The sequence below is a fragment of the Paenibacillus bovis genome (assembly GCF_001421015.2).
Taxonomy (GTDB): Bacteria; Bacillota; Bacilli; order Paenibacillales; family Paenibacillaceae; genus Saccharibacillus; species Saccharibacillus bovis.
Genome location: NZ_CP013023.1, coordinates 694,486 through 709,273, shown reverse-complemented (window position 1 = coordinate 709,273; position 14,788 = coordinate 694,486). Strand labels below are relative to the sequence as shown.

Here is a 14,788-nt window from a genome sequence, read left to right as displayed (position 1 = left end):
ATTCCTGTGTAATATTCACAGATTTTTGCCTTTTGCCTCGTCCCAGAGCCGATCCATCTCTTCCAGGCTCGCCTGGTCGATAGCGGTACCCTGAGCCTGAAGCGACTGCTCGATATACTGGAAACGCTGCTTGAACTTGCGGTTGACCAGTGCGAGCGCCTGTTCGGGATCCGTCTTGATAAAGCGGGCAATATTGACCGCGCAGAAAAGCAGATCTCCCAGTTCCAGCTGCTGATCCAGAGGATCATGACCTTCGCGAATCGCTTCCTTGAGCTCGGCCAGCTCTTCGTCCAGTTTGCCCAGTGCCCCTTCGACATCTTCCCAGTTAAAGCCCACCTTGGCTGCTTTTTTCTGGATTTTGTAAGCACTGAGCAGTGCAGGCAGATCACTGGGTACGCCGTCCAGTACAGAGACAGACGCCGTGTCTATCCCCTTGAGACGCTTTTCCTCGGCTTTCATGGCATCCCAGTTCTGCAGAGCCGCCTGGGCATCACCGGCATGCTTATCACCAAATACATGCGGATGACGGAAGATCAGCTTGCGGTTTAATCCTTCAATAACGTCATATACGTTAAATGTACCGGTTTCTTCCTCGATCTGGGCATGCAGCATAATTTGCAGCAGCACATCGCCCAGCTCCTCCTGCATATGCTCCGGATCGTCGTCGTCAATCGTCTCCAGCACTTCATAAGTCTCTTCGATAAAGTTCTGGCGCAAAGATTGATGCGTCTGCTCACGATCCCATGGACAGCCGCCAGGACTGCGCAGCGTCTCCACGATCTCATGCAGACGGGCAAAAGTACGATTACGGATCATTTCATCATCGGTACGCGGCACATAGATAAGAGACAGATTGCCATAATCCTGAACATGATCCAGCTCGTATACAGGTACAGAAGTAATGACTTCTTTGCCCTTTACACCGAGATAATGGCATACCTGAACTTGGTAATCATCCGGATACAGCTCCATCAGGCTCAGCTTCACATCGGATGCGGTAAAAGTATCATATACCTGTCCAATTACCGTATGCATCTGCGGCTGAAGCAGCTGGGCATTGAGCTGGGCAGCATCCAATAGCTGGAACCCTTCGATCGGATCAAATCCAAGACGGGTAAACGTCTCATCCAAGAAGCTTTCTCCGCCCAGCACCTGAACAGTAATACCTCTGGCTTCTCCCTGTTCGCGCAAAATCTGGACGGTACGCTCGGCAACCATGGGATGTCCCGGTACGGCGTAGATGATCTCTTCGCTATCCTGCGCCTCTGCAGCAATATTCAGCAGCCGATCAGCAATCTCTGCATACACTTCCGGAAAAGATTCTTTCGTCTCATATACATCATCAAAAGTTATAAATTCAGCAGTTACCGAATCCAGCGCAGGATGATCCTTGGTTCGTACATACAGACGACTCGCCTGCTGAAGTCTGCGGAAAATACCGACAGTCAGCTGATCCGCATCTCCTGATCCAAGCCCTACAATTGTTAATATTCCACTCATTGGCTTTCCTCCTGTCCTGATCTGTATTTAGCACCTATCTATAATCGTCTAGCCTGTAATTCGCATCGTTCTGAGCAGCTTCACCAGCTTGCCGCCAATCTTGGGCAGTGCCAATGCCTGTTCCTCGGTCATTAGCTGTGTACGGAATAGCCCGATCAGAAATACCAATCCGCCAATGACTACTCCACCCAGCGTCACTACCAGTGCTTCTATTCGCGTATGAATATGCATCATGTCCATCACCATTCCTGCTGCCCACATCCATCCAATCACACATACACCCATGACCGTCGTAACAAGCAGCGGCTTCCAGAGCAGATCGCGCCAGGACATTGAGAAACGGGTCAGGCGAACCAGCAGCAGGATGTTTAGCACAGCCCCTAGACTGTAAGCAACAATGCCTGCAATAGCAGCACCATTAATACCATACAGCGGAACCAGCAGGATATTCAGCAGTGCTTTGACCACCGTAGACAGCAGCAAATGGACAGCCGGTGCCCGCACCGAGCCCATTCCCTGCAGCATCGCTGCTGTAACAATCGACAATGTGGCTCCTATACCGGTAAAAGCGAGCCAGCGGATAGCCGCGCTGCCTGCATCATCCTGATACAGCATAATATCGACTGGTACCGCGAGCAAAGCTATGCCTACAGAGGAAGCCAGCCCCAACAGCCAGAACCAATTGACCGTTTGCTGCGTCTGGCTGCGGATCAGATCCATTCTCTGCCGCACCCTTGCTTCTGCCAGCGCCGGGATAAAGAGAACCGACATGGACGTCGCCAGCATCGCCAGCAGCTGCACCAGTGGAATACCGCGATTATAGATCCCAAACTGGATCATCGCCTCGGCTTCGCTCCAGCCTGTTCCTTTGAGCAGACGCGGAACAGTAAAGGTATCCACCAGACTAATCAGCGGCGCAGACAGCGAACCAAGGCAAACTGGCAGTGCGTAGAGCAGCAATGCCTTAAACAGCGGCCAGACCGGCTCTCGTTCGCCTGCAGGCAGCACGACTCTCTCGGCAGTCATACTGCCGGCACACCGCCGATGCAGCCACCAGTAAATCAACATTACAATCAGACCAGCAGCTCCACCGGCAGCAGAGCCAAATGTAGCACCGGCAGCAATCCAGTCATCGGATGTACCGGCTTGATTCAAAATAACGAGCAACATTACCATCGCTGTTACCCGTATCGTCTGTTCTGTCACCTGGGAGACTGCCGTAGGAACCATATCATGCAGGCCCTGAAAGTACCCTCTCAGCCCTGCCATAATCGGTACCAGCGGCAGCGCAAGAGCCGCACTGCGGATAGCCAGCTCGGTATGCTTATTGTCGATCCAGCTGGCCAGTAGTGGAGCGGATACATACATACACACTCCACAGCCGATTCCCAGCACCATCAGCAGCAGGGAAGACAAGCGCATTACCCGGCGGGCGCCAGCTGGATTGCCAGCAGCCATTTCTTCGGCGACAAACTTGGAGACCGCTGCCGGAAATCCGGCTGTCGCTACCAGAAGAACCAGCGTATAAAACGGATAGACGGCATTGTAAATGCCAAATACCCCATCGCCTCCCATATTCTGAAGAGGAATTTTCTGTATGGTCCCGATCAGCTTGGACAGTACCGCTGCTGCGATGAGTATAAAGGCTCCCTTCAGCATGCGTGATGATGGGGTCGCTGATTCTTTCATAACGAGGATCTCCTTTCCTGATCTTCCACTTATCTCCGAGTAAGAATAACAGAATTCTGCCGTATCACGCAAAAATAGCGCGGGTCTCCGCGCTATTTCGTATAACCGTGTATGGAAAAGCACTGCTGCTTTTCCGTGGCCGATTACTTGCTGCTTTCGGTTGTACTTTCTGCTGGTGCCGTCTCCGTCGATTTTGCACCACTTTCAGTCGTGCTCTTGCCTGTCGAAGCATCGCCGGCAGTTCCCGGGCTTTGTGTAGTTCCCGGTGTAGTAGCGCCGCCTGTAGCATCGCCTGCTCCTTCAGTAGCGGCAGGTGCCGGTGCTTTAGGCAGGTTTTTGCTCTTGATCATTTTTGGAACATCATTGGCCATATAGTTGCTGAAGTTCTGGGAAGCCAGTTGAGACTTGATGGTATCCTTTTCTTCGGCAGTCAGGTCTTTGAATTCTTTTTCTGTACGGGATTCTACCTTGATGACATGGTAGCCATAATCGGTTTTAACCGGTGGGCCAACAACGCCGATTTTTTGCTTCAGCACTGCATTTTTGAAGCCTTCTACCCAGTTGCCGACTTTTTGATCTTTGTACTGGCCACCCTGTTCTTTGGAGCCGGTATCGTCTGTGTACTTCTTGGCGATGGTTGCAAAGTCAGCACCTTTGTCCAGCTTGGCTTTGACTTCTTTAGCCAGTTTCAGTGCTTGGGCATCGGTACGGGTTGTTTTGCCATCTGCACTTTGCAGGCCGATCAGCACGTGACGTACTGTAGCCGTTGTGTAGTCTTTTTTGTGCTCGTTAAAGTAAGCTTCGACTTTGTCGTCGGTTACTTTCTCTTTCATTACTTCGGAAGCAGTCAGAACGCGTGTCATATAGTCCTTGATATCCTGCTCTGTCAGCTTGGACGTTTTCAGCATCTGGGTCAGCTGTTCCGGGTCAACGCTGGATTTCAGCTGAGTCAGCTGCTCTTCCGCCTGGGTTGCTCCTGCTTTTTGTGCAGCCTCGCTGGCTTTTTGTGCCAAAGACTCGTAGGCAACTTCCTGTTCCAGCAGTACTTCTCTATATTGATCCATATCGAACATTTGTGCATATTGAGGAGTCAGGAATTTTAGCATACTGACTTCTTTGTTAAATTCGTTTTCGGTGATGGTTCCACCTTCATATTCAGCAACAACCGGGCTGTTATCCTTGGCTTGCTCTGCCGCTTTGGGCTGTTGTGGAGCCGCCGCGTTATTGCCGTTGTTGCAAGCTGCCAACAGACTGATGCTCAGTACAGCTCCTGCTGTCAATACCGCTGTTTTACGAGCAGCTTTTTTAATTGGCCACATTCTGTAGTTCCCCCTTTAATTTGAATGATTCCATGACAGCCTCAAGAAACTGGCGCAGTAGCTCCAGCAGCTCGCCATCCGTCATTCCCTTGCCTTTAACCTGAATGATCATGTTGGAACCCTGATTAAATTGTACACGTCTTTCGTAGCGATTGCCAATCTCGGACAGAAGGGTCATATCAAATGCTTTTTCCTGGCCTGCATGGAATTTGAGCTGTACATTATCACCCTGACGGGAAATATGTTCAATACCGTAACGTTTGCCGTACAGCTTCAGACGGGCTACCTGCATCAACTGGATAACAGCTTCCGGCAGTTCGCCAAAGCGATCCAGCAGTTCATCTTCCAGCTCTGCAATATCATCAAAGGAAGATACAGCTGCCACTTTCTTGTAAATTTCTATTTTTTGGATACTATCATAAATATAATCGGATGGCAAATACGCATCAATGGACAGATCGATCGTTGTATTCCAGTCATTGGCTTTGAGATCTTGCTCACCTAGCATGGTCACTTTACGCTTCTGGATTTCTTCTGCCAGCATCTGCGAATACAAATCAAAACCGACCGAAGCGATAAAGCCAGACTGTTCTGCACCTAGCAGATTACCTGCTCCGCGAATCGACAGGTCACGCATAGCAATTTTGAATCCGGAACCGAGCTCTGTGAATTCCTTGATCGACTGCAGACGCTTCTCGGCAACTTCGGTCAATACTTTATCCCGCTGATACGTAAAGTACGCATAAGCGATCCGGTTGGAACGTCCTACCCGTCCACGCAGCTGATACAGCTGGGAGAGACCCATCTTGTCTGCATCATGCACAATCAGCGTATTCACGTTCGGGATATCGACGCCAGTCTCGATAATACTGGTACTGACCAATACATCGAACTCGCCATCCAGGAAGTCCAGAATGGTCTTCTCTAATTCCTGCTCAGACATTTGTCCATGTCCTACCGCTACGCGCGCATCCGGTACCAGTTCGGAGATATGGGCAGCCATCTCGTGAATACCCTGTACCTTGTTGTACAAATAGTACACCTGGCCGCCACGGTTCAGCTCACGCTCTACCGCTTCACGTACCAGTGTCGGACTATGCTCGACAACATACGTCTGTACCGGGAAACGATTTTCCGGCGGTGTCTCGATAACCGACAGATCACGTACACCCAGCATCGACATATGCAGCGTACGCGGAATTGGCGTTGCCGTCAGGGTAAGTACGTCTACATTGGTTTTGAGACGCTTGAGCTTCTCTTTGTGCGATACACCGAAGCGCTGCTCTTCATCGACGATCAGCAGACCCAGATCCTTGAACACCAGATCCTGGGACAGCAGACGATGCGTACCGATTACCACATCAATCGTACCCTGCTTGATTCCTTTGATCGTCTCGTTCTGTTCTTTGCGTGTACGGAAGCGGCTCAGTACTCCAATATTAAATGGATACTCGGCAAACCGCTCACGGAATGTCTCATAATGCTGCTGGGCGAGAATCGTCGTCGGCACCAGGATCGCTACCTGCTTGCCTTCGATTGCTGCCTTGAAGGCTGCTCGGATTGCCACTTCGGTTTTGCCGTATCCTACGTCGCCGCAGAGCAGGCGATCCATCGGACGGTTTTTCTCCATATCACCCTTGATCTCATCAATCGCACGTAGCTGGTCACGAGTCTCGTCATACGGGAATGTATTCTCGAACTCATTTTGCTCGTTAGTATCTTTTTCAAAAGCATAACCAGGCGCCGCCTGACGCTCTGCATACAGCTTGATCAGATCGTCGGCAATATCCTGTACGGAAGAACGAACTTTATTTTTGACCCGAATCCATTCATTGCCGCCCAGCTTGTACACCTTAGGCTCTTTTTCTTCGGAGCCGACATATTTTTGAATCAGATCGATCTGCTCGATCGGTACGGACAGCTTGTCTCCACCGGCATACATAATATGCATGTAGTCTTTGTGAATACCGCCTACTTCAAGCGTACCGATCCCCATGTATTTACCGATGCCATGGTTCTGGTGAACGACGTAATCGCCGACCTTCAGTTCGGTATAACTGCGGATACGTTCTGCATTATCCACGTTTTTGCTGACTTTACGCACTTTGCGCTGTTTTTTGGAGAACATTTCTCCTTCGGTAATAACCGCCAACTGAATCGAAGGCAGTTCAAAACCGGCCTGCAGATTACCATCCATCATGACAGGCGTTTCAATATCATAGTCATCCAGCACACGACGGACACGTTCCATCCGTTCTTCGCCGCTGGCTACCATCACGACATGGATGCCGGTTTTTTTCCAGCGTTCCATTTCGGACTTGAGTACATTCATCTGTCCATGGAAATCCTGCATGGTACGGCTGACAAAATTGACGATATTGCCGGGCTGTACATGCGGTACCTGACGCAGGAACACTGACATCCAGATACTCTGGAAAGGACTGCGGTACATCACATCATCCGTATGGGCAGCCAGTTCCAGTCCGGGCAGGCTCTTGCCATTTTGCAGCAGATGCATATCCCATTCACTTTCGTCGCGTTCCAGCTGACGTGCTGTTTCCTGCAGACGCGCTGGTTCTTCCATAATAACTACCGTATCTTCCGGCAGATAATCATACAGGGTAACCTGCTCTGGATAGAGCAGGGCGATATATTTGTAGATTTCCGGGAAATAGACATGCTGACGCAGCAGTTCGATTTCGCGGCCGATTTCTTCTTTCAATCGTGCTTTGGCCTGACGGTCGCTCATTTTCTCCAGTTGCATATCCAGACGCGCCGATACCAGATCAGCAGCTTTGCGCATCCGCTCTTCATCTGCAATAATCTCGCGGCATGGTGTAATGGTGACCGATTTCACTTTATCAATCGAGCGCTGATCATCCGGATCAAAAGTACGGATCGAATCAATCTCCTCATCGAACAGCTCTACCCGATACGCCAGATTCGTCGTCACCGGGTAAAAGTCGATAATGCCTCCGCGAACACTCATTTCTCCGCGGGATTCTACACGTTCTACGCGCTCATATCCCAGTTCTACCATTCGCTTGAGGAAGGCTTCCAGCTCCAGTGTCCCGCCATCCTGCAGAATAATCTCTGCACCGGCGATATTTTCGCGTGCCGGCAAATAACGGCGCACACCGGAAAATGGCACAACAACAACGCCGCGGAATCCAGCGGCACACTGCGTCAGTACATCAATACGCTGTGCCAGCGTCTCCGGGCTGGAAATCGCAGATTCTGCCGCTACCAGCTCATTCGCAGGATAAAGCAGTACCTGCTCCGGCGTTAACGCCTCCTGCAGATCTTCGGCGATTTTGTGGGCATGGAACATATTATGAGTAACGACCAGCATGGGTCTTTGCGTCTCTGCAAAAAGGCCCGCAATCAATAAATGCCGGGCCGAGCCAGACAATCCGGAAATGAGTTGATCTTTCATTCCGGACACAATACCATCGCGAACAGAACCAAAGTCATTATCTTTGGCAAATGCTTGTATCAGATTGTGTAACAAAGCGGCACCTCACTTATTCTCGGATCAGTATCAAAATATATAAACAAAGGATTATACACAAATAATACAACGGTAAAACGACAAACCGGATAAAATACCGATTTGCCTACAAACAACCGCCTTCTTAACCTGTGCATTGCGGGTCCGGAAGGCGGCATATATACGATTTAAAAGATATAATTATTAAGCTTTATTATACCATTATCCATTAAACTTAGCCATGGTCTGCTCAAACGTATGCTTCATACTAAATTCGAGCGCATCGCATGTATTCTCGATCATTTGATCCAGCAATTCCTTTTCTTTCTTGGGAAAAGGGGCCAGTACATAATCCACAATCGCATAACCAGGCTCTGGCCGTGACACACCCATGCGGATCCGGTCGAACTTCTGGGTACCGGTATGCTGGATAATGGACTTGATCCCGTTATGACCGCCTGCACTGCCCTGATAACGCAGACGGATCTTGCCGGTCTCGGTATCCATATCATCATAGACAACGATCAGGTCTTCCAGAGCGACTTTGTAATAATCCATATAGGAACGTACCGCTTCACCGGACAGATTCATATAGGTCATTGGTTTGATCAGAACGGCTTTGACTCCACCGATATGGCCTTCGCCAATCAGCGATTTGCTTTTACTTTGACTGATGGATATACCGTGTCGTTCAGCCAGTCGATCCAGCGCCATGAAGCCTACGTTATGGCGTGTTTTGGCATATTCGGGTCCAGGGTTACCCAATCCTACAATCCATTTCATTGTTTCATAATCCTCATTTCTTCGGTATATGTCGATATGCATATGTCTACGGTGCAGTAATTTTCATTTTTTGTTAAAATTGGTTTACACCAAACGGATAAGTCTAACGAGGAGGACACTCAGCATGTATACCTTTGGGCAGCAGCTGCTGAAAAACCGTCATTTCTACGATCATTTCAGACAGGAAATGCCTGTGCAGATTTACCGTCATGGTATTCCTGTGGATATTGGTCTGATTACCGCCTATGATCATCAGTTTATCGAGATGAACCATATTCTGTATCATCGACAGCGGCATACCTTTGTATCCAGACCAGGCTATTAAACGCAAAGGATACTTCGATAGATACAACGATAAGGGTTACTTGCCTCCAAGTGAGGAAGTAACCCTTTGTGTGTGTATCTGATTATTCGATTTCAAACAGCTTGCTGATCGACAGTTCTTCGTGTACACGGATGATTGCTTCACCCATCAACGGAGCAACCGACAATACTTTCAGCTTGCTCGTCGGATTCGGATGCGTGATCGGAATGGTATCCGTCACAATCACTTCTTTGAGTGGAGAGTTTTCCAGACGATCCATCGCCGGACCGGACAGCACCGGATGCGTACAGCATGCGTATACTTCTTTGACGCCGCCTTCGATCAGTGCATTCGCGCCCAGTACAATTGTACCTGCCGTATCGATAATATCATCGACCAGAATAGCAGTCTTGCCTTCGATATTACCGATAATGTTCATTACTTCGCTGACATTGGGCTCCGGACGACGCTTGTCGATGATTGCCAGCGGTGCGCTGAGCAGATCAGCCAGTTTGCGTGCACGTACTACACCACCATGGTCAGGAGATACGACAACTGGGTTCTCGATTTGCTTGGAACGGAAATATTGAGCCAGAATCGGTACGCCCAGCAGATGATCCACCGGAATATCGAAAAAGCCCTGAATCTGCATCGCATGCAAATCCATCGCAATAACACGGTGAGCGCCTGCTTTTTCGATCAGGTTGGCTACCAGTTTTGCTGTGATCGGATCACGTGAACGTGCTTTACGATCCTGACGTGCATACCCGTAATAAGGAATCACGACGTTAATGCTCTTGGCCGAAGCACGTTTCAGTGCGTCTACCATGACAAGCAGTTCCATCAGGTTATCATTTACCGGCGCGCAGGTCGATTGGATGATATACACATGACAACCGCGGACGCTTTCGGATAATTTCACCTGGATTTCGCCATCACTGAAGCTGGTCGTACGGGATTCGCCCATGGGAATACCGATATAGTCGGCAATCTGACCCGCCAACTTGGGATTGGAATTACAAGTGAAAATCTTTAGTTTGGAATCACAATAAGTCATAATGGTTAAAACCCTCCGTGGTGGTTCATTGGAATGCTCATCATCTCGTTCTTATTTCTCTCTATATGGTCGATCAGATCATTCAACAAGCATCATACACTTAACATTATATAATAATTTTCTAGCGAATAGTGGCATTATGTTAGTGCAAAAGGATAATAATTTAATCAAATTACACGATGATTCACAAATTATTACTTTTGTTCCTTGATTGCTTTGGCTTTGGCACGGATTTTGTCCGCGTATCCAGCCTTGTTTTCCTGGCGCGCACGAGCGATAGCCAGATCATTTGCATCCACATCATTTGTGATCGTGGAGCCGGCTACGACATAAGCGCCTTTGCCTACACGAACCGGAGCAATCAGATTGGAGTTGCTACCGATAAATACATCGTCTTCGATAATCGTTTTGAACTTGTTCATTCCGTCGTAGTTGGCTGTGATTGCTCCGCAGCCGATATTAACGCCGGAACCGACTTCCGCATCACCCACGTAGCTCAGGTGAGGCACTTTGGAGCCATTGCCGATTTTGGCATTTTTCAATTCGACAAAGTCGCCGACCTTGACCTGGTCGCCCAGTACAGTACCTGGACGCAGGTAAGCGAATGGTCCAATCATGCCTTCCTGGCCAACTTCCGTCTCGGACAATACAGATTGACGAATGGTTGTGCCACTCGCTACTCTGGAATCTTCGATTTCTGTATTCGGACCAATTACGCAATCCTCACCAATCACAGTGTTTCCTTTGAGAATCGTACCCGGGTGCAGTACAGTATCCGAACCGATCTGTACGTCCGCACCAATATACGTGGAATCCGGATCAATGATAGTAACGCCATTCAGCATATGATGGCGAGCAAGACGTCTGCGCATAAACTGCTCGGCTTCCGACAGGGCCACACGGTCATTGACACCGATGGATTCGGAAATGTCAGCTGTTACGTAAGCGGAGATACGTTTACCCTGTTCACGTAAAATGGTAATGCAGTCTGGCAGATAATACTCCTGCTGTGCATTGTTATTTGTTACTTTGGACAGTGCAGAGAACAGCAGAGAGTTATCAAAGCAATAGGTGCCTGTATTGATTTCCTGTACCGCCAGTTCTTCCGGTGTACCGTCCTTTTGCTCTACAATCTTGATTACACTGCCGTCGGCATCACGAATAATGCGGCCGTAGCCTGTAGGATCTTCCATTACTGCTGTCAAAATCGTAACTGCCGCGCCTTCGGATTCATGCTGGTGGATCAGATTCTCCAGCGTCTCCGGTGTAACGAGCGGCGTATCTCCACAGATCACGATCGTTGTACCCTGTTCGGCACCAATCAGCGGCTCTGCCTGACGAACCGCATGCCCTGTACCCAGCTGCTCGCTTTGCAGCGCATATTCTGCGCGATCTCCCAGGAACGATTGTACAGCTTCTGCTCCATGTCCTACCACGACTACACTACGCTCACAATTAACCTTTTGCACAGCGTCCAGTACATGACCTACCATTGGCTTGCCACATACCGGATGAAGCACTTTATACAGTTTGGATTTCATCCGTTTGCCTTTACCTGCTGCCAGTACTACTGCCATCCTTTTCAAAAAAATGCCTCCTCTATAATTAAATCCATTTATACATACAATCCCTGATTTGCCTGAAAAAAAGCCTGTTTGCGGGACTTTGTAATCTTTGTGTTCACCCATAATTATACAGCCGTCAAAAAAACTCCATACTGAATATATCTTATTCCGGACAAAAAGAAAAGGGAGCCACAGCTCTTGCTCCCTGTGACTCCCTTTTCTTTTAAACCCCAATAAGTACTTGATTATGCGCCTTCTTCGATAACTTCTTCTTCAAGACCGGCACGTTCGTATTCAGTCAGCACGGCTGTCTGAATCTTCTCGCGAGTGCTTGAAGAAATAGGATGCGCGATATCGCGGAACTCGCCATCCGGTGTCCGCTTGCTTGGCATTGCGACAAACATGCCATTGTTACCGTCGATAACGCGAATGTCGTGAACGACAAATTCGCTGTCGATTGTGATAGATGCAATGGCTTTCATTCTGCCTTCGGAGTTCACCCGGCGGAGTCGTACATCCGTTATTTCCATATGTGTTCACCACCTTTTTCCATAAAGACTTGGTTGTGTAATTCCACACATGGCAGGGAAATCCCTCTTTTTTTCTGAAAATTTATTGTGCATTTTTTTGTCTTTTTGCTTTTTTTGCCGTTTTTCGACGAATTACGAAAAGATTGATTGATAGGCATTCTCAATATGAAAATGGGTTCTATAGGTTGCAGCGCGTATTACTTTTCATTTTCAAAGTAATTACCCGGTTTCACCATGATTTTCTTACTTTTTGCATCGACTTCGGTCAGTGTAGCGAGTGATACATAATCTGCCCAGAGACGGTCTTCCGTGTCTACCGCACCTGATTCCAGCAGTACACCGACCCCGGCTACTGTAGCATTGAATTCGCCTAGCAGATCGACCATACCCTGAATCGTTCCTCCGGCTTTCATAAAATCATCGATAATCAGCACGCGTGACTTTTCTTTAAGTGCACGGCGTGACAGGGTCATCGTATGCAGACTTTTGTGAGAACCGGATACATAGTTGATACTTACTGCCGATCCTTCGGTCATCTGATGATCCCGGCGTACCAGTACAACCGGCAGATTCAGCTGCGTACCTGTCGCATGTGCCAGTGGAATCCCTTTGGTCTCTACAGTCATGATCACATCGATCGGCGTATCCGCGAATACGGAGGCAAAAATTTTACCCACCTCATTCAAAATGGACGGCTGTCCAAGCAGATCGGACATGTAGATGTAATCGCCCGGCAGCAGACGTTCCGGCTGTTCCAGTTGATTACACAGGTCACTCATAAAGGAAAAAGCTTTTTCTCTCGACAAACGCGGGATATACTTCACTCCGCCTGCCGCTCCTGCCAGTGTCAGCAGTTCTCCGACACCCTCTTCTTCAAAAACTTCCTTGATGATCGTTAAATCTTCACTGATCGATGATTTGGCCGCTCCATATCGGTCAGCAAACGTCGTTAACGGAATCAGCGTGTGTGGTCGGGATGTCAAATACTGGGTCAACTCAACCAGACGCGCACTCCTTTTTAATTTTTTCACTTTAACTCCTCACTATCTACAAAAAATTTACAATTATATACCCAAATCCGAATAATTAAAGTGAATATACCATTTTTGTACGTGTTTGTAAAAGAAAATCGCAATCTTTTTCATCCATTCTGCTTAAATTCTGCACAATGGTATGAACAAGATTGCGACCTGTATTCATTCAGGTTAACATTCTGACCGCATAGACCTCATGACAGAAGCCCCGCAGCCCATTATAAATGCGGGCTACCTTGGATTCCTTGGACACCAGCCCAAAGACCGTAGGGCCGCTTCCCGACATCAATACGCCATCTGCTCCCAGCTGAATCATAGCCTGTTTGAGCTGGCGTACTTCCGGATAATGCGACAGTGTTACATCTTCCAGTACATTGCCCAGTTCACTGCAGATCCGTTCAAACGAATGCTGCTCCAGCGCTGCACGCATATTGGCTGCTGAAGGATGATGGGCTATACGATCCGCTTGCAGACGGCCGTATACGTTCGCTGTCGATACATTGATCGGCGGCTTGGCCAGAATCACCCAGCAATCCGGCGGACTCTGCAGCGGTGTCAGGATCTCTCCGCGACCTGTAGCCAGGGCTGTACCGCCTGTAATACAGAATGGCACATCCGATCCGATCGAAGCTCCCAGCTCCATCATATCCTCATGCGGAATATGCAGGTTCCAAAGGCGGTCCAATCCACGCAGTGCAGCCGCAGCATCGCTGCTGCCTCCTGCCAATCCGGCAGCAACCGGAATCTTCTTATCGATATGAATGTGTACACCGTGACGAATATGGTACTTTTCTTTTACTTTCTTGGCTGCCTGATAAGCGAGATTTTTCTCGTCCAGCGGAATATATCCGGCCTGGCTGGATATTTTGATTGTATCTCCTGCCAGTTCCGAGATCGTAAGCCGGTCCGCCAGATCTACCATCGTCATAATCATCTCGACTTCATGGTAGCCATCCGGCCGCTTATGTAATACATCCAGCATCAGATTAATTTTAGCGGGCGCTTTTTCATATAACTTCATGAGGTTCCTCCACCTTCAACAGTCCGTCCGTTCTACATCTATATTCAGACCGGCTTTCTGCCAGTCAGCATGAATAATCCATATTATAAAAAAAATAGATTATGAAGTCCATTCACAAAACAAAACAGTCTCTACCCCGAAAGGAGATAAAGACTGTTTTATGATAAAACAGTTATTCAATTCCCTGCGTATTCGATCTGCGTCTGGGAATCTTCATCGCAGACGGTGATCTCGACAGAGTCGGTTAACACGTCAGCGTAGCTGTAAGACACTCGTTCAAAAGTTTGATGATCATCATCAAGCTTTACTGTAAAAACAGAAGGGTAGGTTTCTTCTAAAACGCCAGTCCGTTCAATGGTCTTCTTGCGACCACCATTTGCACGCAAAGTAATTTTGTGCCCAACATGAGCATCAAGATTGCGTTTAATTTCCGTAAGCGCATTGTTAGCCATGCCTACAACCACCTCTTTTCCTATTCCAGTATATCAGAAAAAGA

General features: G+C 48.5%; 12 protein-coding genes. 1 reads left to right on the top strand and 11 read right to left on the bottom strand.

The genetic code is table 11. The features are described from left to right. Positions 1-15: 15 nt before the first annotated feature. From yabN to pth, 5 genes are all read right to left on the bottom strand, one after another. Entirely contained in the window at positions 16-1,500 is a 1,485-nt protein-coding gene (yabN, locus tag AR543_RS03090) for a bifunctional methyltransferase/pyrophosphohydrolase YabN (RefSeq protein ID WP_060531745.1), read from the bottom strand. Between the two features lie 48 nt (positions 1,501-1,548). Continuing rightward, positions 1,549-3,189: a putative polysaccharide biosynthesis protein gene (locus AR543_RS03085; RefSeq protein ID WP_060531743.1), complete on the bottom strand. Its 1,641-nt coding sequence runs from the start codon at positions 3,187-3,189 to the stop codon at positions 1,549-1,551. Between the two features lie 143 nt (positions 3,190-3,332). After that, positions 3,333-4,508, bottom strand: coding sequence for a peptidylprolyl isomerase (locus AR543_RS03080; protein ID WP_060531741.1), 1,176 nt, complete (start codon positions 4,506-4,508; stop codon positions 3,333-3,335). Next, positions 4,495-8,019: a transcription-repair coupling factor gene (mfd, locus tag AR543_RS03075; RefSeq protein WP_060531739.1), complete on the bottom strand. Its 3,525-nt coding sequence runs from the start codon at positions 8,017-8,019 to the stop codon at positions 4,495-4,497. The genes AR543_RS03080 and mfd overlap by 14 nt, the downstream gene beginning before the upstream one ends. Positions 8,020-8,220: 201 nt before the next feature. Next, positions 8,221-8,781, bottom strand: coding sequence for an aminoacyl-tRNA hydrolase (pth, locus tag AR543_RS03070; RefSeq protein WP_060531738.1), 561 nt, complete (start codon positions 8,779-8,781; stop codon positions 8,221-8,223). Positions 8,782-8,905: 124 nt separating this feature from the next. On the opposite strand from pth, the gene AR543_RS03065 reads away from it, so the two are divergent. Further along, a complete protein-coding gene (locus tag AR543_RS03065) occupies positions 8,906-9,106 on the top strand; it encodes a hypothetical protein (RefSeq protein ID WP_017815533.1) in 201 nt (66 codons plus the stop codon). An 82-nt stretch (positions 9,107-9,188) separates the two neighbouring features. Here the strand turns inward: AR543_RS03065 and AR543_RS03060 are convergent, their stop codons facing one another. From AR543_RS03060 to veg, 6 genes are all read right to left on the bottom strand, one after another. Beyond that, complete coding sequence (locus AR543_RS03060; RefSeq protein WP_017815534.1) at positions 9,189-10,142, bottom strand: ribose-phosphate diphosphokinase; 954 nt, start codon at positions 10,140-10,142, stop codon at positions 9,189-9,191. A 194-nt stretch (positions 10,143-10,336) separates the two neighbouring features. After that, on the bottom strand, positions 10,337-11,728 hold the full coding sequence (glmU, locus tag AR543_RS03055; protein ID WP_060531736.1) for a bifunctional UDP-N-acetylglucosamine diphosphorylase/glucosamine-1-phosphate N-acetyltransferase GlmU: 1,392 nt from the start codon (positions 11,726-11,728) through the stop codon (positions 10,337-10,339). Positions 11,729-11,952: 224 nt separating this feature from the next. Then, positions 11,953-12,237 carry a septation regulator SpoVG gene (spoVG, locus tag AR543_RS03050; protein ID WP_046216567.1) on the bottom strand — a complete coding sequence of 95 codons (285 nt, stop codon included), beginning with the start codon at positions 12,235-12,237 and terminating at the stop codon, positions 11,953-11,955. Between the two features lie 197 nt (positions 12,238-12,434). After that, a complete protein-coding gene (gene purR, locus AR543_RS03045; protein ID WP_060531734.1) occupies positions 12,435-13,268 on the bottom strand; it encodes a pur operon repressor in 834 nt (277 codons plus the stop codon). Positions 13,269-13,437: 169 nt separating this feature from the next. Further along, positions 13,438-14,292, bottom strand: coding sequence for a 4-(cytidine 5'-diphospho)-2-C-methyl-D-erythritol kinase (gene ispE, locus AR543_RS03040; protein ID WP_060531732.1), 855 nt, complete (start codon positions 14,290-14,292; stop codon positions 13,438-13,440). Positions 14,293-14,468: 176 nt separating this feature from the next. Beyond that, positions 14,469-14,744 carry a biofilm formation stimulator Veg gene (gene veg / locus AR543_RS03035; RefSeq protein WP_017815539.1) on the bottom strand — a complete coding sequence of 92 codons (276 nt, stop codon included), beginning with the start codon at positions 14,742-14,744 and terminating at the stop codon, positions 14,469-14,471. Positions 14,745-14,788: the final 44 nt, after the last annotated feature.